General features: G+C 69.3%; 27 protein-coding genes. 17 read left to right on the forward strand and 10 right to left on the reverse strand.

All coding sequences use genetic code 11. From position 1 onward, the window contains the following. Positions 1-130 precede the first annotated feature (130 nt). The 3 genes from rpmF (at position 131) to AB7M35_RS07610 (ending at position 1173) form a co-directional block, all read left to right on the forward strand. Entirely contained in the window at positions 131-316 is a 186-nt protein-coding gene (rpmF, locus tag AB7M35_RS07600) for a 50S ribosomal protein L32 (RefSeq protein ID WP_453960665.1), read from the forward strand. A gap of 147 nt (positions 317-463) precedes the next feature. Next, entirely contained in the window at positions 464-883 is a 420-nt protein-coding gene (locus AB7M35_RS07605) for a hypothetical protein (protein ID WP_453958560.1), read from the forward strand. Between the two features lie 50 nt (positions 884-933). Next, positions 934-1173: a YdcH family protein gene (locus tag AB7M35_RS07610; RefSeq protein ID WP_453958562.1), complete on the forward strand. Its 240-nt coding sequence runs from the start codon at positions 934-936 to the stop codon at positions 1171-1173. Between the two features lie 201 nt (positions 1174-1374). Here the strand turns inward: AB7M35_RS07610 and AB7M35_RS07615 are convergent, their stop codons facing one another. Then, positions 1375-1806, reverse strand: a complete 432-nt coding sequence (locus tag AB7M35_RS07615; protein ID WP_453958565.1) for a GlcG/HbpS family heme-binding protein — start codon at positions 1804-1806, stop codon at positions 1375-1377. A gap of 59 nt (positions 1807-1865) precedes the next feature. Further along, positions 1866-2540 (reverse strand): polyhydroxyalkanoate synthesis repressor PhaR, encoded by a 675-nt coding sequence (gene phaR, locus AB7M35_RS07620; protein WP_453958566.1) that lies wholly within the window; start codon positions 2538-2540, stop codon positions 1866-1868. A 313-nt stretch (positions 2541-2853) separates the two neighbouring features. Between phaR and AB7M35_RS07625 the strand changes: the two genes are divergently transcribed. Further along, positions 2854-4035, forward strand: a complete 1182-nt coding sequence (locus AB7M35_RS07625) for an acetyl-CoA C-acetyltransferase (RefSeq protein ID WP_453958567.1) — start codon at positions 2854-2856, stop codon at positions 4033-4035. 77 nt (positions 4036-4112) lie between these two features. Here the strand turns inward: AB7M35_RS07625 and AB7M35_RS07630 are convergent, their stop codons facing one another. Further along, entirely contained in the window at positions 4113-5102 is a 990-nt protein-coding gene (locus AB7M35_RS07630; RefSeq protein WP_453958568.1) for a nucleoside recognition domain-containing protein, read from the reverse strand. A 143-nt stretch (positions 5103-5245) separates the two neighbouring features. On the opposite strand from AB7M35_RS07630, the gene AB7M35_RS07635 reads away from it, so the two are divergent. The 3 genes from AB7M35_RS07635 to AB7M35_RS07645 all read left to right on the forward strand — a co-directional run bounded on the left by AB7M35_RS07635 (position 5246) and on the right by AB7M35_RS07645 (position 8535). Continuing rightward, positions 5246-5698, forward strand: coding sequence for an Lrp/AsnC family transcriptional regulator (locus AB7M35_RS07635; protein ID WP_453958569.1), 453 nt, complete (start codon positions 5246-5248; stop codon positions 5696-5698). 695 nt (positions 5699-6393) lie between these two features. Next, positions 6394-7122, forward strand: coding sequence for an acetoacetyl-CoA reductase (gene phbB / locus AB7M35_RS07640; RefSeq protein ID WP_453958571.1), 729 nt, complete (start codon positions 6394-6396; stop codon positions 7120-7122). 480 nt (positions 7123-7602) lie between these two features. Then, positions 7603-8535 (forward strand): GGDEF domain-containing protein, encoded by a 933-nt coding sequence (locus AB7M35_RS07645; protein WP_453958573.1) that lies wholly within the window; start codon positions 7603-7605, stop codon positions 8533-8535. 79 nt (positions 8536-8614) lie between these two features. Here the strand turns inward: AB7M35_RS07645 and blaOXA are convergent, their stop codons facing one another. Beyond that, positions 8615-9421, reverse strand: coding sequence for a class D beta-lactamase (blaOXA, locus tag AB7M35_RS07650; RefSeq protein WP_453958575.1), 807 nt, complete (start codon positions 9419-9421; stop codon positions 8615-8617). A gap of 282 nt (positions 9422-9703) precedes the next feature. On the opposite strand from blaOXA, the gene AB7M35_RS07655 reads away from it, so the two are divergent. The 4 genes from AB7M35_RS07655 (at position 9704) to AB7M35_RS07670 (ending at position 14417) form a co-directional block, all read left to right on the forward strand. Then, the gene (locus AB7M35_RS07655) at positions 9704-11701 is read left to right on the forward strand and encodes a copper amine oxidase (protein ID WP_453958577.1); all 1998 of its coding nucleotides are present in this window, start codon (positions 9704-9706) and stop codon (positions 11699-11701) included. Positions 11702-11823: 122 nt separating this feature from the next. Beyond that, positions 11824-12969, forward strand: coding sequence for a helix-turn-helix domain-containing protein (locus AB7M35_RS07660; RefSeq protein ID WP_453958579.1), 1146 nt, complete (start codon positions 11824-11826; stop codon positions 12967-12969). An 85-nt stretch (positions 12970-13054) separates the two neighbouring features. Continuing rightward, the gene (locus AB7M35_RS07665; RefSeq protein WP_453958580.1) at positions 13055-13816 is read left to right on the forward strand and encodes a YrhK family protein; all 762 of its coding nucleotides are present in this window, start codon (positions 13055-13057) and stop codon (positions 13814-13816) included. A gap of 307 nt (positions 13817-14123) precedes the next feature. Then, a complete protein-coding gene (locus tag AB7M35_RS07670) occupies positions 14124-14417 on the forward strand; it encodes a hypothetical protein (RefSeq protein ID WP_453958582.1) in 294 nt (97 codons plus the stop codon). 507 nt (positions 14418-14924) lie between these two features. Here AB7M35_RS07670 and AB7M35_RS07675 read toward each other — a convergent pair. The 6 genes from AB7M35_RS07675 to AB7M35_RS07700 all read right to left on the reverse strand — a co-directional run bounded on the left by AB7M35_RS07675 (position 14925) and on the right by AB7M35_RS07700 (position 20251). Beyond that, on the reverse strand, positions 14925-15212 hold the full coding sequence (locus tag AB7M35_RS07675; RefSeq protein WP_453958584.1) for a DUF1127 domain-containing protein: 288 nt from the start codon (positions 15210-15212) through the stop codon (positions 14925-14927). 357 nt (positions 15213-15569) lie between these two features. Beyond that, positions 15570-16439 (reverse strand): cytochrome-c oxidase, cbb3-type subunit III, encoded by an 870-nt coding sequence (gene ccoP, locus AB7M35_RS07680; protein ID WP_453958586.1) that lies wholly within the window; start codon positions 16437-16439, stop codon positions 15570-15572. Between the two features lie 6 nt (positions 16440-16445). Continuing rightward, a complete protein-coding gene (locus tag AB7M35_RS07685) occupies positions 16446-16637 on the reverse strand; it encodes a cbb3-type cytochrome c oxidase subunit 3 (protein ID WP_453958587.1) in 192 nt (63 codons plus the stop codon). 4 nt (positions 16638-16641) lie between these two features. Continuing rightward, entirely contained in the window at positions 16642-17376 is a 735-nt protein-coding gene (gene ccoO, locus AB7M35_RS07690) for a cytochrome-c oxidase, cbb3-type subunit II (protein ID WP_453958589.1), read from the reverse strand. A 15-nt stretch (positions 17377-17391) separates the two neighbouring features. After that, positions 17392-19053, reverse strand: a complete 1662-nt coding sequence (gene ccoN / locus AB7M35_RS07695; RefSeq protein ID WP_453958590.1) for a cytochrome-c oxidase, cbb3-type subunit I — start codon at positions 19051-19053, stop codon at positions 17392-17394. Between the two features lie 148 nt (positions 19054-19201). After that, a complete protein-coding gene (locus tag AB7M35_RS07700) occupies positions 19202-20251 on the reverse strand; it encodes an AbrB family transcriptional regulator (RefSeq protein ID WP_453958592.1) in 1050 nt (349 codons plus the stop codon). A gap of 176 nt (positions 20252-20427) precedes the next feature. Between AB7M35_RS07700 and hemN the strand changes: the two genes are divergently transcribed. The 6 genes from hemN to AB7M35_RS07730 all read left to right on the forward strand — a co-directional run bounded on the left by hemN (position 20428) and on the right by AB7M35_RS07730 (position 24511). Beyond that, the gene (gene hemN / locus AB7M35_RS07705; protein WP_453958594.1) at positions 20428-21780 is read left to right on the forward strand and encodes an oxygen-independent coproporphyrinogen III oxidase; all 1353 of its coding nucleotides are present in this window, start codon (positions 20428-20430) and stop codon (positions 21778-21780) included. A 152-nt stretch (positions 21781-21932) separates the two neighbouring features. Further along, on the forward strand, positions 21933-22790 hold the full coding sequence (locus AB7M35_RS07710) for an urease accessory protein UreD (RefSeq protein ID WP_453958596.1): 858 nt from the start codon (positions 21933-21935) through the stop codon (positions 22788-22790). 121 nt (positions 22791-22911) lie between these two features. After that, positions 22912-23214: an urease subunit gamma gene (locus AB7M35_RS07715; RefSeq protein ID WP_453958597.1), complete on the forward strand. Its 303-nt coding sequence runs from the start codon at positions 22912-22914 to the stop codon at positions 23212-23214. Positions 23215-23304: 90 nt separating this feature from the next. Continuing rightward, positions 23305-23610 carry an urease subunit beta gene (locus AB7M35_RS07720; RefSeq protein WP_453958599.1) on the forward strand — a complete coding sequence of 102 codons (306 nt, stop codon included), beginning with the start codon at positions 23305-23307 and terminating at the stop codon, positions 23608-23610. After that, positions 23607-23966 carry a GFA family protein gene (locus AB7M35_RS07725; protein WP_453958601.1) on the forward strand — a complete coding sequence of 120 codons (360 nt, stop codon included), beginning with the start codon at positions 23607-23609 and terminating at the stop codon, positions 23964-23966. Before AB7M35_RS07720 ends, AB7M35_RS07725 begins: the two co-directional genes overlap by 4 nt. Before the next feature lie 50 nt (positions 23967-24016). Continuing rightward, positions 24017-24511 carry a GFA family protein gene (locus AB7M35_RS07730; protein ID WP_453958603.1) on the forward strand — a complete coding sequence of 165 codons (495 nt, stop codon included), beginning with the start codon at positions 24017-24019 and terminating at the stop codon, positions 24509-24511. The last annotated feature ends 58 nt before the right edge of the window (positions 24512-24569 follow it).

Below are 24569 nucleotides of genomic sequence, written 5' to 3' on the forward strand. Positions count from 1 at the left end.
CTTTGCAACGGGCGGCACAGTTTGTATATACACCGGCTCAACATCCAAGTGCATGGACGGTTGCCAAACCCCAGGCTCGGTCTGGGGCATCGGAGCTAATTGGTCCGCACTGTCCGCGAAGGAGACGACGATGGCAGTTCCGAAGCGCAAGACTTCGCGCATGAAGCGGGGCAATCGCCGTTCGGCTGATGCGCTCGCGCAGCCGAGCTACATGGAAGACAAGGAGTCCGGCGAGCTGCGCCGGCCGCACCACATCGACCTGAAGACCGGCAAGTATCGCGGGCGTCAGGTTCTCGAGGTGAAGGGCGACGCGTAAGCGTCTCCCGATTCGGGCGCGCGTTCGCGCTGAGCCCCGACTCGCGCAGACCCGCCCGCACAAACCGGACCTGCCCGGCATCGACGATGTCCGGGCAGTCTGTACATATCGGCAGCCTCATCCGACGGCGCCGATTCGGAGGCTCGGATGATTTCCGCGATACCGCTGACCATCGTCCCGCTGATCCTCTACAACGTGATCGCGTTCGTGTTTGCCGCCGGCGAGGCCACCTCGCCGATCTGGCAGAGCAGCCTGTTCACGCTGACGCTGGTCTCCGGACAGCCGTGGACGCCGACGCTCGCCGACCTGATCCAGGCCGTCGCCGTCTGCCTGCTCGGCGCGGAGATCATCAAGGCCGCCCGCTTCCACCGGCGCCTGGTGCTCGATCACATCGTCTCCACCGTGGTGATGATCGTCTACATCGTCGAGTTTCTGGCGGTGGGCGCCGCGGCGACCTCGATCTTCTTCCTGCTGACGGTGATCGCGGTGGTGGACGTAATGTCCGGCGTGGCCATTTCGCTGGGCGCGACGAAGCGTGTCGCGTCCACGCACTCCGCCGATCACTAGATCAGCCCCTCACTAGATCAGCCCCCCTCTCAGCGGCACGGAGCCCGTCGATGTCGAACACACCGCACGAACTGGCCGAGGAGTTTCCGGAGCACGCCGATGCGATGCATCGGCTGAAGGGCGAAGACGCCCATTTCGCGAAGCTTGCCGACGAGTATCACGAGATCAACCGGGCGATCCATCGTGCCGAAACCGATCTCGAGCCGACCGACGACGCGCATATGGAAGACATGCGCAAGCGCCGCCTGGCGCTGAAGGACGAGATCTACGGGATCCTGACGGCCAAGTAGCGGCCGCACCGCCCGACAAGCCCGGCCGGCGGGACGATTTCGCACGTCACCCGCCGTCCGGACCATCCCGGCCGACCCCATCCGCCAGCCTTTTTTGAGCCTATCCGCCGCGCGCGGGATGCGCGCGAACGCGCACGCCGCAACGTGCGCGATTATGCGCGTTTCCGCGCTTTTCTGCGCGCGCGCAGACCCCGTCCAGGATCAGTCGACCAGCGCCTTGAATCCCGCCGCCTCGATGCCCGCCACGGCGCAGATCTCGTCGTTGTCGGAGGTGTCGCCGGAGATGCCGACGGCGCCGACCGTCCTGCCCTCCCCGTCCTTGATCACCACGCCGCCCGGCACCGGCACCAGCTTGCCGCCGGCGATGCCCGACAGCGACTGGACGAAGTGCGGCCGCTCCAGCGCGGCGTTGTGCAGGAAGCGGCTGCCGCGCCCCATCGCCAGCGCCCCGTAGGCCTTGCCCTGTGCCACGTCGGTGCGGAGCATCGAGGAGCCGTCCTGGCGGACGAGCGCGACCGGGTGGCCGCCGGCATCCAGCACCACCACGCCGAGCGGGTTCATGCCCAGTTCGGCGCCCTTGGCGAGCGCGGTGTCGATGATGGTGCGGGCATGGTCGAGGGTGAGGTCGGTCATCTGCTGCCTCCGGGGCGCGTCTTGGATCAGGTCGGGTGAGAAGGTGCCGGGGCCGGCGGTCAGTCTGACGGGGTCGAGCCGCCCTCGCCGCCGCCACCCTTGCCGCCCTTGCCCCCCTTGCCGGGACGGCCGGGCGCGGCGAAGCCGGCCAGCGCGTTCAGCGTCTTCTGCATGTCGGCCATCTGGCGCTTCATCTCTTCGAGCTCGCTGGCGCCGCCGCCGGCGGACGGCTGCTCGGCCGCCTCGTCGTCGCCGGCCTGGGCGTCGGAGGCCGCCTCGCCCGCGGCGCCGAACGGAATGAACATCCGCATGGCCTTCTCGAACATCTCGGTGTTGCGCCGCACCTGCTCGTCGAGGGTGTCGAACGGGCTGACGCCGAAGCTCGAGGCCATCTGCTTGCGCAGCTTCTCCTGGTCGCGCGCGAACGACTGGAGCGAGTACTCCAGGTAGGACGGCACGATGTTCTGCATGGAATCGCCGTAGAAGCCGATCAGCTGCCGCAGGAACGCGATGGGCAGCAGGTTCTGCCCCTTGTTCTCCTGCTCGAAGATGATCTGGGTCAGCACCGAGCGGGTGATCTCGTCGCCGCTCTTGGCGTCGAAGACCACGAAGTCCTCCTCCGCCTTGACCATCTCGGCGAGGTCCTCGAGCGTCACGTAGGTGCTCGTGCCGGTGTTGTAGAGGCGCCTGTTGGCGTACTTCTTGATGACGGTCGGATTGTCTGTCTTCGCCATGATGGTGCGTCGACCTCCCTTAGCGCCCGCCCGGGACTGACGGATCTCGGATCCGGTTGGCCCGGTTTCCGGGTACGATAGGGGTTCGTTTGCCGCGATGCCACACTCCTTTTTCCGCACCGCATTTTTGCGCGGGCCGCGACGGGCGACGCAGGCGCGTTCCAACGTTGACAGCGCCGCTTTGGCGGGTCTCTATCGGCCGGCAACGACCATTCGCGGTTAGAAGTCCGTCTTCTTCCCCATATATGAGGACGAGAGCGGTCGCGGGTCCGCGGCCGGCAAATCCGTCCCATCCAACATTCGGAGGACTCCGATGAGCCAGGACTCCATCGTCATCGCCAGCGGCGCACGCACGCCGGTCGGCTCCTTCAACGGCGCGTTCGCCAACACCCCGGCCTCCGACCTCGGCACCGTCGCGATCACCGGCGCCATCGAACGCGCCGGCATCAGCGCCGACGAGGTCGACGAGGTCATCCTCGGCCAGGTGCTGACCGCGGCCCAGGGCATGAACCCCGCCCGCCAGGCCGCCATGGGCGCCGGCATTCCGAAGGAAAAGACCGCCTGGTCACTGAACCAGGTCTGCGGCTCCGGCCTGCGCGCCGTCTGCATCGGCATGCAGCAGATCGCCACCGGCGACGCCAGCATCATCGTCGCCGGCGGCCAGGAGAACATGACGCTCTCCCCGCACGCCGCGCACCTTCGGGCCGGCCACAAGATGGGCGACCTGAAGATGGTCGACACCATGATCAAGGACGGCCTCTGGGACGTCTTCAACGGCTACCACATGGGCGGCACGGCCGAGAACGTCGCCCGCCAGTGGCAGATCACCCGCGAGATGCAGGACGAGTTCGCCGTCGCGTCCCAGAACAAGGCCGAGGCCGCCCAGAAGGCCGGCAAGTTCAAGGACGAGATCGTCCCGGTCACCATCAAGGGCCGCAAGGGCGACACGGTCGTCGAGGAGGACGAGTACATCCGCCACGGCGCGACGCTCGACTCCGTCGCCAAGCTGCGCCCGGCCTTCGACAAGGAAGGCACGGTCACCGCCGGCAACGCCTCGGGCATCAACGACGGCGCCTCGGCGGTCGTGCTCATGCGCGCCTCCGACGCCGAGAAGCGCGGCATCGAGCCGCTGGTGCGCATCGTCTCCTGGGCCACCGCCGGCGTCGATCCGTCGATCATGGGCACCGGCCCGATCCCGGCCTCGCGCAAGGCGCTGGAGAAGGCCGGCTGGAAGCCGGAGGACCTCGAACTGGTCGAGGCCAACGAGGCCTTCGCCGCCCAGGCCTGCGCCGTCAACAAGGACATGGGCTGGGACACCTCGATCGTGAACGTGAACGGCGGCGCCATCGCCATCGGCCACCCGATCGGCGCGTCCGGAAACCGCGTCCTCGTCACGCTCATCCACGAGATGAAGCGCCGCGGCGCCAAGAAGGGCCTGACCACGCTGTGCATCGGCGGCGGCATGGGCGTTGCCATGTGCGTCGAGCTCGTCTGAGCCAGCCCGCCTGACTGACACGAGAAGGGCTGCGACCGGGACCGGTCGCAGCCCTTTTTCGTTGCCGCCCTCCCCGCTCAGGCCTCGGCCGTCGCGGCGCGCGGGGCCGGCGCATGCGGACGGTACAGCCAGCGGCTGAACGTCCGGTCGGAGACGGCGGCGACCACCAGCGCGATCAGCGCGGTGGCGGCGACCGCGAAGGCGAGACGGCCGACCAGTACGCTGGTCAGATCGGCGCCCACCGCCAGGACCACCAGCGTGTCCTCGATGAGGCCGTGGGCGAACCCCATGAACACGCAGGCGAGGAACACCTGGCGCGGCGGCACGCGGCCGGACCGCGCCTCGGCGATCAGCAGCCCGCCGCCGAACGCCAGCCCCAGCACCAGCCCGACGGCGGTGATGTGCGTGGCCTCGGCGGAGAGGCCGGCCAGCCGGAACAGCGGCCCGAGCGCCCGGTTGACGACATCCATCGCGCCGACGAGGCGCAGGATCTCCACGGCCCACGACAGGGCCAGCAGGATGACCAGCATCAGCACCATGGCCCAGCCGAGATCGATGAGGAACGCGCCCCAGCCGGCCGCCTCGTTCATCGGGATCCAGGCCGGATCGATCGGCTCCGACAGCCAGCCGGTGGCGGCGAAGACGGCGTGCAGGATCGCCGCGTAGGCAAGGCCGCCCACGATCCGCAGTCCGGTGGTGACGGTGAAGGAGGGGCCGGCCTTCTGCACGATGCGCTGTTCGATGGGCAGGCCGTGCATGAACAGCAGCATGGCGCTGAAGATGGTGATGTCGGCGCCGCTGATGGCCGAGGCCGGCACCAGCGTGAACAGGACCGCGAGCCCGCCCCAGATCCCGACCAGCGCCCCCGTCAGCACGCCCAGGGCATATTCCGGCTGCAGGCCGTAGAGGCCCATCAGAGGCGCCAGTCCGGGCGCGAGCGCGTCGATGGCGCCCAGCTCCGCCAGGAGATGGGTGACGACCGTCACCGGCACGATGATGCGGACCAGCATCCAGTAGATGCGCAGCATCTCGGCGGTGCAGCGGACGAGATAGTCGAGCGGCGACATGGGGCCCGTTTCCTCTTGCGACCCATCGTGATTACCCCGAGGCGGATCGCAGTTTTGGTCAAAATGAGCGTCTTCGTGCAATAATATTGCGCGAGCGAACCAGGGCGGTAGCGACCGGTGGACGGACACGACGGAGACGGGCGATGGACCGGATCGACAGGAAGCTTTTGACGCTGATGCAGCGCGACGCCGGGCGCACCAACGCCAGCCTCGCCGACGCGGTCGGCCTGTCGCCGTCGAGCTGTCTCCGGCGCGTCCGCCGCCTGCGCGCCTCCGGCGTGATCGACCGCATCGTGGCGATCCTAAGCCCGGCGAAGGCGGGGCGCGGGCTGCGGGCGATCGTGACGGTGGAGCTGAAGGAACACGGCGAGCAGCAGATGCGCCGGTTCCTCGAGCTCGCCTCGGCGGAACCGGCGGTGAGCCAGGCCTATGCGGTGACCGGCTCGGTGGACGTGGTGCTGGTGATGCGGCTCGTCGACATGGAGGAGTTCGACGCGCTCTGCGAGCGGCTGTTCCGCGACCGCACCAACGTCGCCCGCTTCTACACGCTGGTGGTCATCCGCACCGCCAAGGACGAAACCGCCATTCCGGTGTGAGGCCGGCCCTACTAAACCTGCGCTTGTCGGCCAGGGCATCCGATCCGGACAGGTTTTCGGGCGTCGTCGGCTTTACGCGCCACCAATATCGGCTACGGTCCAGTGAAAGGCGGGATCGGACGCATCCGCTACCCGCCAACGAGACGGGCGCGTGCCGGCATGGCACAGCGCCCCGGGGCACCAGAGTTGACGGCGGTCAAACCGCCGCGGCCAGAGGGAGGATAAGCAGAGGAGACGGCGGGGCCCGCGCGGCCGCGCCGTGGCGGCGTGCGCGATGCGGCCAATGGTCCGACCGCGACGCGCGGGGCCGTCCAGATCGAGCCGATCCGACCGAGGGGAACGTGGCCCGAGCAGCCGCTCCGGAGGCGTTTCCGCTCGACGGATCGCGGCGACTGCTCGGAGACGGTCTAAAAACTGTCTTCCGATCATGAAGTTAAGGCACGATCGCCCGCAAATTCGGCATTGGATTGTCACGGACTCGGGTTAGAGCATTCCGCGTTTGATCGGTCCGGTCGCAAGCGGCCGGACGCCACCTCACGCGTCCGACGAGCTGCCCGTCGACCGGCCTGGAAACGCCAGACAGGTGACGGCGGCTCCGGACCGGCCCGCGCCGGCCCGGCACACGGGCCGGACATGACCGACGCCATCGGCGGCACCTGCCGCCGCCGGCCATTTACCGAGAAAAGGGAGGAAACATGAGCAAGGTCGCACTGGTCACCGGGGGAACCCGAGGCATCGGAGCCGCCATCTCCAAGGGGCTGAAAGACGCGGGCTACACCGTCGCAGCCAATTTCGCCGGCAACGTCGAGAAGGCCGAAGCCTTCAAGGCCGAGACGGGCATCGAGGTGTTCAAGTTCGACGTGGGCGACCACGAAGCCGCCGCGGCGGGCGCCGCAAAGGTCGAGGCCGCGCTGGGGCCGATCGAGGTGCTGGTCAACAACGCCGGCATCACCCGCGACGCGACGCTGCACAAGATGAGCTGGGAGCAGTGGTCGGAGGTGATCCACACCAACCTCAACTCCATGTTCTGCATGACCCGTCCGGTCATCAACGGCATGCGCGACCGCGGCTACGGGCGCATCGTCAACATCTCGTCGATCAACGGCCAGAAGGGCCAGATGGGCCAGTCGAACTACTCCGCCTCCAAGGCCGGCGTGATCGGCTTCACCAAGGCGCTCGCCCAGGAGAACGCCCGCAAGGGCATCACCGTGAACGCCATCTGCCCGGGCTACATCGACACCGACATGGTGGCCGCCGTGCCGGAGAAGGTGCTGGAAAGCATCATCGCGCAGATCCCGGTCGGCCGGCTCGGCAAGGCCGAGGAGATCGCCGGGATCGTGACGTTCCTGGCCTCCGACGCCGCCGCCTTCATGACCGGCTCGGTGGTGACCGCCAACGGCGCCCAGTACATCGCCAACGGGTAGGCGCCCCGCCGCGAGCATCCGAAAGATCCAGCCAGGCTGCGCCCCGCCCGGGCGCAGCCTGGCCGTCAAAACGGTGAGCGTCCGACACGGACGGGCCAGGCGAGAGCACCGCGATCCTGGCCGGCCGCCACGTCTCTGCAAGCCCCCGGCAAGCCGACCCGTGAATACGTGAGGATAGCGCTCCGGCGGGCGGAACAATCCGGTTGCAGGAGGGTTCTTTTCCAAACCGGCGCAGGATTGTCCGTCGTCACCCCCTCGCCGAAGACGGGGTCGGACCTCACACAGCGTCTGCGTGCGGGAAGCGACCTTCCGGGTCGGCGTCTTCCCCTCCGAAACAGTTGCCAGTTTTTCGTGCTTTTCAGTCGCGCGTAAACGCCGCTCAGTCCCGAGTGATCCGCGTGTGGGGCGGCGTTCGATTCGCTCAGCACCTGACCGCGCTTCCGATTTCGCCCGGCTCCTGATTTTTGAAGGAATGGTCTATTGCACGCGAACGCCCTTGCGAGAGACGCCGGAATCTACCGCCAGCTGGCGGATGCCATTCCCTTCGAGCTGGCGCTCATCGACCGGACCGGCAAGATCCGCTGGGCGAACGCGGCATGGAACCGGCTGACGGACCACTACACCTTCAGCAATGCCAGCGTGTCGCTGCTGTCGAACTACTTCGACATGTTCTATTCGCTGATCGACACCAAGTCCGGCCAGCGCCAGTTCGCCAACATCATCGACTTCCTGCGGCTGACCCACGAGCGCGTGCTGATCGACTACAACATCCGCATCCAGAACGGGCGCTGGCTGCACGTGCACCTGGAGAGCATGCAGGTCGACGACGAGGACCTGATCCTCGCGAGCCACGTCAACATCACCAGCCAGAAGGAACGGGAAGAGCTCATCCGCCAGATGGCCGACATCGACGGCCTGACCAACCTGACCAACCGGCGCGGGCTGGACGCCTTCCTGCAGAACGAGTTCAAGCGGGCGCAGCGGATCGAGCAGCCGGTGACGCTGCTCCTGATCGATGTCGACCACTTCAAGACCTACAACGACCTGAACGGGCACCTGGCCGGCGACGACGCGCTGAGAGCCATCGCCCAGACGCTGAACACGTTCGGGCGGCGGCCCACCGATCTGGTCGCCCGCTACGGCGGCGAGGAATTCGCCATCGTGCTCGGCAACACCGACCAGAAGGGCGGCTTGGTGATCGCGCGCAGCGTGCAGCGGGCGATCGCCACGCTGCATCTGCCGTTTCCGGCCGGCAAGAACGGCCGCGTCAGCGTCAGCATCGGCGTCGGCACGGCCTACCCGAAGCCGGCGAGCGTGCCGGACGGGCTGATCTCGCTCGCCGACGGCGCGCTCTACGCGGCGAAGACGGAGGGGCGGGACCGCATCGTCGCCGCCAGGGCGACGCTGGAATGACCGAATCCGCCCGCCGGCGCGGCTCACCCGGCTGGCGGGCGCAGGTCCCAGTGGGCCGCCGCGCCGCCACCGACGCCCGTCAGAAGCGGGCCGCCATCTCCGGCCACTCGGCGAGCAGGCCGTCGCGGGCGCGGAAGCCGACCGGCACCTTGTGGGCCGTCTCGTCGCGGATCAGCCGCGCGAAGACGTAGGTCGCCCCGTCCTTCTCCGCCCATCCCACGTACCAGCCCCAGCCGCGGGCCCGATCGAAGCTGCCGTCGGCGTTGCGCGGCAGGGCGGCGCCGGTCTTGCCGTGCACGGTCCAGCCGCCGGCCGGCCGCGTCTCGACGATGGCGCGGGTCTGGTCCATGGCGCGCTTCGAGACCGGCAGGGTGCCGGCCACCAGCTTCGACAGGAAAGCCACCTGCTCGCGCGGCGAGATCTTGAGCGAGGAGCCGATCCACGACCGGTCGAGGCCGTTGTCGGCGCCCGGATCGCCGGAGAGATCGGCGTTGCCGTAGTCGAACGCCACGGCGTAGCGGTGAAGCCTTTCCGCGCCGAGCGCGTGGGTGATGCGCTGGGAGTACCAGACGACGGAATATTCCAGCCAGCGCGTCGGGTCGGTCGGCGCCTTCCACTCGGGCCGCCAGGCGACGTCGCCCTCGCGGTAGTCGAGCACCGGATCGCGTGGGCCCTTCAGGAAGCCGGCGTCGAAGCCCATCACCGCCAGCGCCACCTTGAAGGTCGAGGCCGGGGTGACGCGGCTCGCGCAGTCGCCCTCCTCCAGCACGGTGCGCCCGTCGGCGGCGTCGACGACGAGGGTGCAGAGCGTTCCGGCGCTCGCCGGCGCCGCCCATGCGGCCACCGCCAAAAGGGCCGCCAGGGCCGTCGTCCAGGTGTGTCGCATCGAGGCGTCCTTTCGCGCGCGTGGGTGGGGCCGCAACGGGTGGCGTGGAAAGACGGCCACGCGGTGGCGACGGGCGGCGCGGCCGGGCGGGCACGCCGATCATGGTCAACGAGGGGTTAACGGCCGGTCCCGGACCGGAGGGATCCCGGGTGCCGTCGAGGGTGCGCACACGGCCGCCGGCGTGGCCGGAAATGCACAATGCGGCTGCGACACTTTGCCTAGTCTTCGCCACCAGAGCGGGCTGACCGCCGGATCCAGAGGACGAAAACGGGAGCACTGACCATGCACACCATGTTTCGAGGCGCCGTCGCGGGGGCGGGCCTGATCGCGCTCGCGGCCGCCGCGCCCGCCGTCTCCGCCCACCCGCTCGACGGGCTGAGCGAGGCGGAAATCACCGAGGCGGTGGCGCTGCTGCGCGAAAACGGCGACGCCGGCGACGACACGCTGTTCCCCTACATCGCGCTGCACGAACCCGACAAGGCGACGGTGCTCGCCTGGAAGGAAGGCGATCCGGAGCCGCGCATGGTGACGGTGCACCTGAAGCGGCCGGACGGCGCCTTCGTGGCGGAAGTCGATCTCGCCGCCGACAAGGTGGCCTCCATCGCCCCGATCGATCAGCAGACGATGCTGCTTCTGGCGGAATTCCTGGAGGCGATGGACCTCGCCACCTCGGCGCCGGACTTCGTGGCGGGACTGGAGAAGCGCGGCCTGACGCCGGACGACGTGTTCTGCCTGCCGCTGACGGCCGGCTCGTTCGGGCTGCCGGAGGAGGAGGGACGGCGGCTCCTGAAGGTGCCGTGCTACGTGCTGCCGGAGACCTCCAACTTCTACGCCAAGCCCATCGAGGGGCTCTACGCCGTCGTCGACCTCAACGCCGACGAGGTGATCGAGGTGCTGGATTCCGGCGCGCTGCCGGTGCCGCAGGACGGCTGGGGCTACACCGACGAGGAGGTGCGGGCGCGCACCGGCGAGCTTCGCCCGGAAATGAACCCGGCGACGCTCTCCCAGCCCGACGGCTCCAACGTCACGGTGGAGAACGGGCTGGTGACCTGGGACATCTGGCGCTTCCGGGTCCGCGTCGACAAGCGGCCGGGCGTGGTGATCTCCAACATCGACGTCAACGACCAGGGCCGCTGGCGCCAGCTGATGTACCAGGCGCACCTGTCGGAGGTGTTCGTGCCCTACATGGACCCGGACGACGGCTGGTACTGGCGCACCTACATGGACAGCGGCGAGTACGGCTTCGGCATCTTCCTGACGCCGCTGCGCGCCGGCGTCGACTGCCCGGCCTACGCCACCTACCTGCCGGCGGTGGTGCACCAGGACGACGGCTCGCCGCTGTCGATCCCCGACGCCATCTGCATCTTTGAGCGCAACATCGGCGATCCGGCCTGGCGCCACTTCGAGATCTTCGCCCAGACGCCGGACCAGCTCGTGCCCGCCGAAGGCCGCCCGGCCACCCAGCTGGTGGTGCGGTCCGCCTCCGAGGTCGGCAACTACGACTATCTCGTCGACTACGTGTTCCACCAGGACGGCCGCATGGACGTGATGGTGGGCTCCACCGGCCTCGACGCGGTGAAGGGCGCGGCGGCGGAGAAGATGTCCGATCCGACGGCGGCGGAAGAGACCCGCTACGGCACGCTGATCGCGCCGAACCTGGTCGCTCCCAACCACGACCACTACTTCAACTTCCGCCTCGACTTCGACGTCGACGGGCAGAACAACACCTTCATGCGCACGGGGCTGGTGCCGGCCGAGCACGACCGCGACATCCCGCGCAAGTCCATGTGGGAGACCAAGACCGTGCCGGCAAAGACCGAGCTTCAGGGCCGCTTCAAGGTGAACCCCGACACGCCGGCCATGTACCACGTGATGAACATGGGCGCCGAGGGGCCGCTGGGCCACAAGCCGGGCTACATGATCATCCCCAACAACTCGGTCGCCTACGGGCCGTTCGACTTCGCCGGCGACACGCCGATGAAGCGCAACGCCTACATCGAGTACACGTTCTGGAACACGCCCTACATGCCGGACGAGCGCTACGCCGGCGGCGCGTATGCCTTCCAGAGCGACGGCTCCGACACGCTGGCGACCTGGGTGGAGCAGGACCGGCCCATCGAGAACACCGACATCGTGACCTGGTACACGATGGGCTTCCACCACGTGCCGCACACCGAGGACTGGCCGGTGATGTCGACCATGTGGAAGGGCTTCCTGATCCGGCCCTTCAACTTCTTCGCCCACAACCCGGCGCTGACCATCCGCACGCCGGCCGAATGAGGCCTGCCGCCGGGGCGGACGACCCGTCCCGGCGGTCCCCTGCCGATCCCGCAGCTTGTGATTGACAACCCTGCCCCTCCCCGGCGAGGCTTTTGGCCCGGCAAGGCGAAAGGCGCGCGGCCATGGGAGCGGTAACCTTCGACGGGCCGACCATCTCGGGAGAGCCCCTGCCGCTGATCGCCAAGGCGTTCGGCGCGAACCGGATCGACGCGGTCCGCGCCTTCGAGGCCTGCGGGCTCGGCGCCGCCGCCACCCTGACGCCCCCCGCCGACGCCATCCCGCTTGCCCAGTTCGCCCGCCTGATGCAGTGCGCCGGCGAACCAGGCGACGACCACGCCCGGCTGTGGACGAGCGGCCGCGCCATCGCCGGCCCGTCGCTGACGCAGCTGTTCCCGGGGGCCGGCGCCGAGCACCGGCTGGGCACGCTGCTCTCCCGGCTCGCCACCGAGCTCGACGCCCTCCAGCACGGCTCCGACTTCCGTCTCGGCGTGGAGGGCGACCTCTGCACCCTCACCTACCGCATCGTCGACCCGCGCATCTGGCCGCGCTCGCGCGACGCGGAGTTCACGCTGGGCTTCTTCGACGGCGTCATCCGGCGCGCGATCGGGGCCGGAGACTTCCTGGAGGCGGTCGCCTTCGAGCACCGCCGCGACACCGGCGCCGACATCGCCCGGCTGACCCGCGTGCCGCCCATCTTCGAGGAGCCGGTGAACCTCATCGCCTTCCCGGCCAGCCTGCTGGACCGGCCCGTCGACACCGGCGTCTGGACGGCGCCGGCCGACCCCGCGCCGGTCCGGCGCGTGCGGGCGCGGAGCGGTGCGGCGGCGCCGGCAGGCCAGCAGGCGTCCGGCGGATCCGAGCCACCTCCCCGGGTGGCACGGGCATCGGCGGACGGCACGCGCCGCCGGCCGGCCTCGGAGCGGACGGCCGCGGATCCCGAGCCCGACGTCGCCACCGCGATCTACCGCCGGCTCGGCCGCGGGCCGCTGACCCAGCGCGACATCGCCCGCGACTGCGGCCTCTCCGACCGCAGCCTGCGCCGGCACCTGCGCACCCGGGGGCTGTCGTTCCGCGCATTGGCGGAGGATGCGCGCATCGACTACGCCGAATGGGCGCTGGCGGCCACCGACCTGCCGCTCGCCGAGATCGCCTTCCGCGCCGGCTACACCGACCAGAGCGCCTTCTCCCGCGCCTTCCGCCGCCGCACCGGCATGGCGCCGAGACAGAGGCGGGGACCGAACGCCGCCGACCCCGGCGGTTCGATCTGACCGGCAGGATGCTCTAGGGTGGCCTCCCCCCCGGCCGGGACAGACCCGCCGGACACCGCCGCAAGCCCCCGGGACCCATCGCCTCATGCCGCATCTGTTCGTCAACCGGCCGCGCATGCACGATCTCGTCGGCGCGGATCCGAGCCAGAAGGCGCATTTCCGCTGGGAGACGGTGAACGCGGTCGTCTACGAGGTTGGCGGGCTGGTGTTCATCGCCGGCAGCATCTGCTTCTTCCCGGCGCTGTCGGCCTGGTCCGACGTGGGCGCCTGGACCTTCTTCGCCGGCTCGCTGCTCTACCTCCTGGTCACCGGGCACGACATGGCCGAGCTCGTGCGCAACCACTGGCGCGAGGAGACCCGCGCCGACGTGTGGGAGCGGCTGGAGTTCTGGGCGGGGGCGAGCTACCTCGCCGGGACGCTGCTGTTCGTGGTGGGCAGCGTGTTCTTCCTCTCCACCGTGGGGCTGTTCACCGCCGGGGCCTGGTGCTTCATCGTCGGGAGCCTGCTGTTCGTGGCCGGTGCGGTGATCAACGTGCTGCAGATCGTCCAGGCCGACGACCTGGTGACGCTGCAGCTGATGAATTTGACCGCGCTGACCTTCGTGGTCGGCTCGGTGCTGTTCGCCGTCGCCTCGATCCCGTACCTCTGGAACTTCGCCAGCGAGGCCGACAGCCGGACCCTCGACGGCTTCCTGGCCTGGCAGTACCTCGTCGGCAGCGGGCTGTTCTTCGCGGGCGGGCTGATCAACTATCGCCGCGCCTACCGGGTGATGGCGCAGGCGATCGGGGCGCGGACCCCGGCGAGCCCGATCCCCATGCCCGCCGGCTGGCGCCCCGGCGGACGCTAGACCGGATGCGCATTCGGCGGGATGGCCCGCCCCGAAGCGGACCCATGCGGCCGGCGCCGGCGACGTGGCCACTTCCGTCCGGACCGGATTTGGGCTAGCCCTGACGGGAACCGCCCGGCGGCGCCCCGCAGCCCCGCGCGGGGCAGAATAGCGCCAAGCCGTTGTTTTATTTCGTTTCCAGACGGTGGCCCGGTTGCCGCTCCGCCTGGAAGCTCCCCGGAGCCAAGCCGCCGGGTCCGGATCGACCGGATCCGGGCGGATCCACCTCCGGACCAGTCAGACCGCGTATCGAGGCCAAGGACATCGCATGAACCGCATCGCCCTCACCGCCTGCATCCTCTTCCTCTCGCTCGCCGGAGCCCAGGCCCAGGAGCACAAGAAGGGGGAGAGCAACGAAGCCCCGCCCGCCGCCGAAGCGCCGGGCAACCTGCCCTCCATCGCCGAGGAAGCCGAGATTTCCGGCGCCGGCGAAGGCACCGAGCCCGGCTCGCTCGACGGCGAGGAGCGGACCATGGACGAGATGGAAGACAGCGAGGACCAGGACGGCTGCAGCGGGACCAACGACGACCCGGGCGTCTGCGACGGCCAGCTTCTGGACTAGAGCCTTTCGCCGTCGGCCCGTCGAGGCCCTGCGCCCGACCGGGCCGACGGCGCCGGCCTGACACGGGAGCACCCGCCACCGGAACGCAAAAAGCGGCGGACGCTGGGCGTCCACCGCTTGCGGCAGGCCTTTGAACGGAATGCGGTCGACGCGGCGGCGATGAAGCGCGCGCCCGCGGACGGTCCCGTGGGTGCCGACGCGATCGCCGGCGGGCATGCAGGCGGCGCCCGTCACCTTCCCTAGAACCGACGACGCATAACCAGCGACCGGTTCCGGCGAGGATGTCAGGCGGGCCATCCGTGAACGGCCAGGCAACGCACCCGGCCGCGGAAGTCATCAATCGTCAGCGAGCGATGTCCGATCCGCCAGGTGAAACACCTGGCCGGAAAAGGCGCGCCTTGCAGCGAGCCATTTCTGATCCGCCAGGTGAAGGACCTGGCCGGAAAAGGCTCAGCTGTCAGGGAGCCATTTCTGATCCGCCAGGTGAAGGACCTGGCGGGAAAAGGCTCAGGCCGCCAGACGGTAGTCCTGCTCGTCGGAGACGGCGGCCGTTTCGGTCGCGATCACGGCCGGCTCGGAGGTGCGGCGGAAGGTGCCCTCGGCAACCGACCGGATGTCGGAGCGGAGCAGGCCGATGTCGAGCAGCTCGCGGTCGCTCAGCGCGGACAGCTCGCTGTGCGTGACGTGGATCTGGTGCATTTCCCAGACGAAGGCGGAAACCTTGCGGACGGCGCCGACGAGCTGGCCGAGGATGCCGGTGGATTCCGTGGACGAGTTAAGCGTGGTCGTGTTCATGGCTTCAGAGCTTTTCTTGCCGCAGGCGCGGACAGGTTTGGTGAGGTATCTCCTCTGCCCCATCAGATAGGCTCACTCGACACCTTCAGGTAGCGGGTATTGTTGCATTGCAGCAATGCAGTCTGCGCAGCCCTTGTGCAGGCAGAGCCCAATTTTCAGGCAACCTGGCACCCACCACCGCAGACGGCGAAGCGCCCGGAGCCCGCCCGCCAGACCCGGAACCGCGCGGCACGGGCGGACGCGCCGGGCCCCGCTCCGGGCACAAAAATGCCCGGCAGGCTGGGGGAACCGCCTGCCGGGCATGGAAGTCAGAACCCCATCCAGGGGGTCAGGAGGGGCAGACCTTCAGCGGCGCCCTTATTGTCCGCCGCCAAGGCCGTGGACGTAGACCGCGAGCGACTTGATGGTGGTCGGGTCGAGGCGGTCGGTCCAGGCGGGCATGACGCCGCCGCGGCCATGGGTGATGGTCGTCTGGATCGTCTCGATGTCGCTGCCGTAGAGCCAGACCTTGTCGGTCAGGTTCGGTGCGCCGAGCTCCTGGTTGCCCTTGCCGTCGGCGCCGTGGCAGGCGGCGCAGTTGTCAGCGAAGACCTGCTGGCCGGCGGCAACGTCGACGTTGGAGGCGGGCTCCAGACCCGACAGCGTGCGGACGTAGGAGGCGACGTCGCGGATCTGCGCCCGGTCGAGGATGCCGAGGTCGCCGAACGCCGTCATCTCGCCGACGTGCGCGTCCGGATCGCCGGAGCGGATGCCGTGGGCGATCGTCTGGTGGATCTGGTCGAGCGAGCCGCCCCACAGCCAGGCGTCGTCCTGCAGGTTCGGGTAGCCGGGCGAGCCGGTGGCGCCGGAGCCGTGGCAGGGCGCGCAGTTGTCGCCGAAGGCGGCCTTGCCCTGGGCCATGGCGAACTCCAGCATGGCGGCGTCGGAGTTGACGGCGGCAAGATCGGCGTTGGCGATCTGGGTGCCGAAGGCGGCGCGCTGGGCGACCACCTCCTGGTAGGCGAGCTCGCCCTGGCGACGCTGGTTCTCGCCGAGCAGGCCCTTGGTGTAGCCGTCCGGCAGCGGCCACGCCGGCATCAGGATCCAGTACAGCACCGCATAGAGGATGGTGGCGTAGAAGATGTACAGCCACCAGCGCGGCAGCGGGTTGTTGAGCTCCTTCAACCCGTCCCATTCGTGCCCGGTCGTCTCGACGCCCGACACGGCGTCGATGTCCTTCTTGGCCATGTCGGTCTACTCCGGTTTGCGGCCGGCGGGCCGGTCGTCGGCCGCGGGCTTGTCATCTTCGAGGGGAATGCGGGCAGCCTCCTCGAAACTCTTGCGGTTCTTCGGCCACAGCGCGTAGGCGAGGATCACCCCGAACACGGCGACGAAGATCAGAAGGCCCCAGGTCTGGGCGAAGGCGGCAACGGCTTCGTAGCTCATGACATCACCTGTAGTTGGCCTGGTCGTCGTAGACGCTGAAGTCGACCAGGGTGCCCAGCATCTGCAGGTAGGCGATCACCGCATCGAGCTCGGTCACCTTCTTCGGGTCGCCGTCGTAGTCGCGGACCACGGCCGTCGGCCAGCGTTCGAGGAAGGCGTCGACGTTCTTGTTCTCGGGGTCGGCCTGGGCGCGGAAGTCGATCCGCGCGTTCTCGACCTGCTCGGCCGTGTAGGGCACGCCGATGCCGGCGTTGGCCTTCACGTCGAGCTGCACGAGGACGTCGTCGACGACGGTCTCCCCGAGGATCGGGTAGCCCGGCATCACCGAGCCCGGCACCACCGAGCGCGGGTTGATCAGGTGGGCGCGGTGCCACTCGTCGGAGTACTTGCCGCCGACCCGGGCGAGGTCCGGACCGGTGCGCTTGGAGCCCCACTGGAACGGGTGGTCGTACATGGACTCCGCCGCCAGGCTGTAGTGGCCGTAGCGCTCGATCTCGTCGCGCATCGGACGGATCTGCTGGGAGTGGCAGAGGTAGCAGCCCTCGCGGATGTAGACGTTGCGGCCGGCGAGCTCGAGCGGGGTGTACGGGCGCATGCCCTCCACCTTCTCGATGGTGCTCTTCAGCCAGAACAGCGGCGCGATCTCCACCAGGCCGCCGATGGCGACGACGATGAGGACGCCGACCATCAGCCAGACGGTGTTCTTCTCGAAGAACTGGTGCTTGTGCCAAATCGACATGGTCTCGCCTCCCCCTTACGCGGCCACGGGCGCCGGAGCGGCGACTTCGACGTCCACCGGCTCGCCCGAGCGGATCGTCATCCAGACATTGAAGGCCATGATCAGTCCGCCGATGAGGAACAGCACCCCGCCGATGGCCCGGATCACGTAGAACGGGTGCATCGCCTCGACGGTCTCGATGAACGAGTATTCGAGGAAGCCGAGCTGGTTGTAGGCCCGCCACATCAGCCCCTGGAGGATGCCCGACACCCACATCGAGGTGATGTAGAGAACGATGCCGATGGTCGCGATCCAGAAGTGCCAGTTCACCAGCCGCAGCGAGTAGAGCTGCTTCTTGTTCCACAGCCACGGCACCAGGCAGTAGATGGCGCCGAAGGAGATGAAGCCGACCCAGCCGAGCGCGCCGGAGTGAACGTGGCCGATGGTCCAGTCGGTGTAGTGGCTGAGCGAGTTGACCGCCCGGACCGACATCAGCGGCCCCTCGAAGGTCGACATGCCGTAGAAGGCGACCGACACCACCAGCATGCGCAGCACGGGGTCGGTGCGCAGCTTGTCCCACGCCCCCGACAGCGTCATCAGGCCGTTGATCATGCCGCCCCAGGACGGCATCCACAGGATGATCGAGAAGGTCATGCCCAGCGTCGAGGCCCACTGGGGCAGCGACGTGTAGTGGAGGTGATGCGGGCCGGCCCAGATGTAGAGGAAGATCAGCGCCCAGAAGTGCACGATCGACAGCCGGTAGGAGTAGACCGGCCGGTCCGCCCGCTTCGGCACGAAGTAGTACATGATCGCCAGGAAGCCGGCCGTCAGGAAGAAGCCGACGGCGTTGTGGCCGTACCACCACTGAACCATGGCGTCCTGCACGCCGGGCCACAGGATGTAGGACTTGGACGAATAGACCGAGACCGGCAGCGCCAGGTTGTTCACCACGTGCAGCATCGCGATGGTGATGATGAAGGCGAGGTAGAACCAGTTGGCCACGTAGATGTGGCTTTCCTTGCGCCGCATCAGCGTGCCGGCGAACACCACCAGGTACATGACCCAGACGATGGTCAGCCAGATATCGGCGTACCACTCCGGCTCGGCGTATTCCTTCGACTGGGTGACGCCCATCAGGTAGCCGGTCGCGGCGATCACGATGAAGGCGTTGTAGCCGATCACCACGAACCACGGGGTGATCTCGCCGAGCATCCTGACGCGCGAGGTGCGCTGCACCACGTACATGGAGGTGGCGATGAGCACGTTGCCGCCGAACGCGAAGATCACCGCGCTGGTGTGCAGCGGACGCAGCCGCCCGAAGCTCAGGAACGACAGGTCGAAGTTGAGCACCGGGAAGGCGAGCTGGAAGGCGATGTAGACGCCGGCCAGGAAGCCGGCGACGCCCCAGAACACCGCGGCGATGGTGGCGAAGCGGACCGGGCCCATGTTGTAGTTGGGCAGGCCGTCGACCAACTGCGGCACCGGCTCGACCGGCCGGTCGATGTAGTGGCGCATCAGCGCGAACAGGCCGATCGCCGCCATCACAGCGCCGAGGACGCCGTGGACGCTCATCGGGAAATCGTAGGCCTTGCCGCCAATCAGCAGGCAGGCGAGCGCGAGGACGGCGAGGAAGGCGGCATAGAGCCCCTCCTCCAGCGTCATCATCTTCGGTGCGGGGGCAGTCGCGGCGTGCGCCATAGCTCAACTCCGGTCGGCGGCAGGACGGCCGGCCGACAGGGCGGTCGGCCGTTCGCTCCGGACCGTAGTTGGCGGGCCTTCCGCCGCCTTGACGTATGTCAAGCGACCGTCGGCGCTGGAGGTTTTCAGGCAGGAAGCGGGGGAAGGATCAGCGCGGCGTCGATTTCAGCCGGGAGGCGAGCACCGGCAGCGCCGCGGTGATCACCAGGAAGCGCACGAAGTGCAGGCCGGCGACGTAGGCGGTGTCGAAGCCGAGCAGGTAGGCGAGCGTCGTCATCGATTCCAGCGCGCCCGGCGAGATCGCGAGAATCACCTGTCCCGCCGGCAGCCCGGTGATCTCCATGAGCAGCAACGCCGCGACGAGCGAGACCGCCAGGCCGGCCGCCAGCGCCGCCACCGAGGCTCCCACGATCTTCACGAACAGCGACCGGTCGATGCCGGCGAAGCGCGAGCCGATCAGCCCGCCGAGCACCAGGAAGCCCGGGATCAGCAGCCACGAGGGCAGCCAGGTGGTGACGATGCCGCTGGCATGCAGCACGGCGCTGAGCAGCAGCGGCCCCAGCAGCATGCCCGCCGGCTGGCCGAGGCGCATGAACAGGTAGCCGAGCGCCGCGCCGCCGCCGAACAGGACGGCGAGATCGACGAAGCCGGCCTCGACGTGGACGTCGGCGACCGCGGACGGCTCGAGAGAATGGCCGAAGATGCCGATCAGCGGCGGCAGCACGGCGACCAGGAACAGCAGCCGGATCGACTGGGACAGCGCCACGCGGCGGAGGTCGGCGGGGCTCGAGGCGGCGACGGCCATCACGTAGGAGAGCGCCCCCGGCACCGCGCCGTAGACGGCGGTCACCCGGTCCCAGCCGCCGACCCGGTGCAGGACCTGGTAGGCCGCGAGCGTCACGAAGCCGCTGGAGACGACGACGAACAGGATGGACATCGGCCAGGCGCCGAGCCGGTCGAGGGTGTCCGGCGAGACGCTCGATCCCATGCCGATGCCGATGAGCAGGAACGCGACCTGGCGGACCGCGCTCGGCATCACCACCCGCACGCCGGAGAGCGCCGCGATGGCCACCGCCACCGCGCCACCCGACAGCCAGCCCGCCGGAACCCCGGCGAGCGTGAACAGCCCGCCACCGATCGCGGAGAACATCAGGGTGAGGGCCAGGCGGCCAAGGAGGGAAGCGTTGGCAAGGATCACGACGGGGCCGTGTATGCGACGCGGACGGGAGGCTGACAAGTGCGCCTCGCGCATGGCTCGTCCGCCCGCAGAGGGCGCGCGGAATTATTTTCGAGGCGGGCGAACACGGAGGCCCCCTTCGTCGTTTTGACGTCGATCAATGCGCCGGAGGCGCACCGGGGGGAGGCTTTCACATCATGGACAGGATCGCGGAAAAGTATGCCGGACGCGCCGTGCCCCGGTACACCTCCTACCCCACGGCGCCCCATTTCACCGACGCGGTCGACGCCGCCGTCGCGTCCCGATGGCTGTCCGCGCTGCCGTCCCGGACCCCTGTCTCCCTCTATCTGCATGTGCCGTTCTGCAGCGAGCTGTGCGCCTACTGCGGCTGCACCACCAAGGCGACCAAGCGCCTGGATCCGGTGCTGGCCTACACCGAGACGCTGGCGCGCGAGATCGCGCTGGTGCACACGGCGATCGGCCGGCGCCAGCCCGTCAGTCACATCCACTGGGGCGGCGGCACGCCGAGCATGATCCCCGGCGGGACCTTTCTCGAGCTGGCGGCCCGGCTGCGCGAGGCCTTCGCGCTCGCCCCCGACGCCGAGCACGCCATCGAGCTCGACCCGCGCACCGTGGACCGGACGCTTGCCAGCACGCTGAGCAAGGCCGGCATCACCCGGGTCTCCCTCGGCATCCAGGACACCGACCCGACGGTGCAGGCGGCGATCGGACGGCCGCAGCCGGACACCGTCGTGCATGCCGCGTTCTCGCACCTGCGCGCCGCCGGCCTGACCCAGATCAACGCCGACCTGATGTACGGCCTGCCGCACCAGACGCCCGACACGGTGCGCCGCACGGTGGCGACCATGGCGCTGCTGGCGCCGTCGCGGGTCTCGGTGTTCGGCTATGCCCACGTTCCGTGGGCGAAGGCGCACCAGCGGCTGATCGACGAGAGCGCCCTGCCCGGCGCCGACGCGCGGCTGCTGCTGGAAGCGACCATGCGCGCCGCGCTGGAGGACGCCGGCTACGTCCCGATCGGCCTCGACCACTTCGCCCGTCCCGAGGACCCGATGGCGATCGCGGCGAAGGGCGGCTGGCTGCGCCGCAACTTCCAGGGCTACACCACCGACACCGCCGAGGCGCTGATCGGCATCGGCGCCTCCTCGATCGGCAAGCTGCCGCAGGGCTACGTGGCCAATGCCGCCGACGTGGGCGGCTGGCGCCGCGCCGTGGAGGCCGGCCGGCTGCCGGTGGCGCGCGGCTTCGCGCTGACCAACGACGACCGCCTGCGCGGCGCGGTGATCGAGCAGTTGATGACCACCTACTCGGTCGACTTCGCCGATCCGAATCTGGCGCGCTTCGGCGACGCGCTGGCGCTGCTCGACGAGACCGACCGGCTGCTCAAGGAGCCGATCCGTGACGGGCTGGCGCGGCTGGACAAGACCCATCTGCACATCACCCGGGCCGGGCGCCCCTACGTGCGGGTGCTGGCGGCGTGCTTCGACGCCTACCTCGCCCGCGGCAAGGCCCGCCACTCGGCGGCGGTGTAGGCGACCCGGCCGACCGGCCGGGGGAACCGCGCCGCGCGCACAGCTTTTTCGCGAACCGGCTTTGCACTGCCGCCAAAACCGACCATTCTCCCCCCAAGCGCGGTAAGGGTCCGACCCGACGATCCGCGCGCGTGGCGGGGACCCCTCGACGGATGGATGCACGGACGCCGGCAGACGAGACGATCACGCTTCCGGCCGGGCAGCGCCCCGTGCTGGAGCGCGCCGTCGGCCGCATCGGGCTCGCCGTCAAGGCCGGCACCGACGGCCGCACCCGCATCGACCGGGCCTTCCAGGAGGGCTCGCTCAAGGTCCGCTTTCCCCACACCGACAGCGACCGCTTCGAGGCGGTGCTGCTGAACACCGCCGGTGGGCTGACCGACGGCGACGTGTTCGCGGTCGACGCGACGGCACCCGCCGGCACCTCCCTCACCCTCACCACCCAGGCGGCTGAGAAGGTCTACCGCGCCGCCGGGGCCGATGCCCGGCTCGACGTGCGGCTGTCGCTCGGCGCCGACGCGGCGCTGAACTGGCTGCCGCAGGAGACCATCCTCTACGACGGCGGCCGGCTGGCCCGCACCCTGACCATCGACATGGCCGGCTCGGCGCGGCTGCTCGCCTGCGAGATGCTGGTGCTCGGCCGGACCGCGCACGGCGAGACGGTGCGCGCGGGCACGCTGGCCGACCAGTGGCGGATCCGCCGCGACGGCCGGCTCGTCTATGCCGACGCCTTCCGGATCGACGCGGACGTGGTGGCGGCCGGCAAGGGAGGCGCAACTCTTGCAGGCGGACGGGCGACGGCGTCGCTGATCCTGGCGGCCCCGGACGCGGGCGACCGGCTCGACGCAGCGCGCGGCCTCATCGACGGCGCGGAGATCGCCGCCGGGGCGAGCGCCTGGGACGGACTTTTGGCGGTGCGCGCCGTGGCGGACGACGCCCAGCGGCTGCGCCGCGCGATGGCCGGCCTCGTGGACGCGCTCGCCGGCGGCGTCCCGCGGGTCTGGTCGCTGTGACCGCGGAGACAGTCCTGCTCGCCCGAGCCGGGACGCCCTCCGCACGACGTTGGACACGGTCGACGCATGGGCGGACGGGCACCGGCGCCCGACCGCAGGCTGGACTTGGGAGGAGACACCGTTGCGACTGACACCCCGGGAAAAGGACAAGCTGCTGATCGCCACCGCCGCGATGGTGGCCCGGCGCCGGCTGGAGCGCGGCGTGAAGCTGAACCACCCGGAGGCGGTGGCGCTGATCGCCGACTTCGTGGTGGAGGGCGCCCGCGACGGCCGCACGGTGGCCGACCTGATGGAGGCCGGCGCCCACGTGATCACCCGCGAGCAGGTGATGGAGGGCATCGCCGAGATGATCGACGACGTGCAGGTGGAAGCTACCTTCCCGGACGGCACCAAGCTGGTCACCGTCCACCATCCGATCCGCTAGGCGGGGCGCGGCAAGGCGGCACCCGCCGGCCCGCACGCCTTCTTCAACGACCTGGAAGCGAACGCGTTTGACGCTACGGAGGACCGCTGCATGATCCCAGGCGAAGTCATCACGCCGGACGGCGAGATCGAGCTGAACGCCGGCCGCCCGACCACCACCCTGACGGTGGCCAACACCGGCGACCGGCCGGTGCAGGTGGGCTCGCACTACCATTTCTTCGAGGTGAACGAGGCGCTCGCCTTCGACCGCGACGCGGCGCGCGGCCAGCGCCTGGACGTCGCCGCCGGCTCGGCCGTGCGCTTCGAGCCGGGGCAGACGCGCGACGTGACGCTGGTGCCGCTGGCCGGCGCCCGCGAGGTCTACGGATTCCAGGGCAAGGTGATGGGCAAGCTATGAGCGATCCGAAAACCCACACCGGCGGCTGCCAGTGCGGCGCCGTGCGCTACGAGGCCGACCTGGCCATCGACGAAGTGATTTCCTGCAACTGCTCGCGCTGCGGCAAGCTCGGCTCGCTGCTCGCCTTCACCCCGGCGGCCAGCTTCCGGCTGCTGACCGACGAGAGCGCGCTCAGCGACTACCAGTTCAACACCGGCACCATCCATCACCTGTTCTGCAAGACCTGCGGGATCGAGTCGTTCGCGCGCGGCACGGCGCCGAACGGCATGGAGATGGCGGCGATCAACGTCCGCTGCCTCGACGGGGTGGACCTGGACGCGATCCCGGTGAAGCACGTCGACGGCGCCAGCCGCTGACCGGCGCCGGACGAGACGACCGACCGAACGAAAGACGAGGAGACCCATTGATGCCCGTGACCCTCGAAGGATCCTGCCACTGCGGCGCGGTGACGTTCTCGGTGGAGAGCCACACGCCGCATCCCTACCAGCGCTGCTACTGCTCGATCTGCCGCAAGACCGGCGGAGGCGGCGGCTACGCCATCAACATCATGGGCGACGCCGACACGCTGAAGATCCAGGGCGAGGACAAGATCGCCACCTTCCACGCCAAGGTCCACGAGGACGACGGCGGGACCCGCCTCTCGTCGGGCGTGCGCCACTTCTGCAGCGCGTGCGGCACATCGCTGTGGCTCTACGACGAGACGTGGCCCGAGCTGGTCCATCCGCTTGCCTCCGCCATCGACACCGACCTGCCGGTGCCGCCGGAGAGCGTCCACCTGATGCTGAAATACAAGGCGTCGTGGGTGGAGCCGCAGATCGGCCCCGAAGACCAGACCTTCGAGCTCTACCCCGAGCAGTCCATCGAGGACTGGCACAAAAGTCGAGGGCTCTGGGTGGAGTGATGGCCGCCCAGCCCCGCCTGTCCTGACGCCGCGCGAAGCGACCACCGCCCTTCCACCG

It is taken from the genome of Amorphus suaedae, from assembly GCF_053629675.1.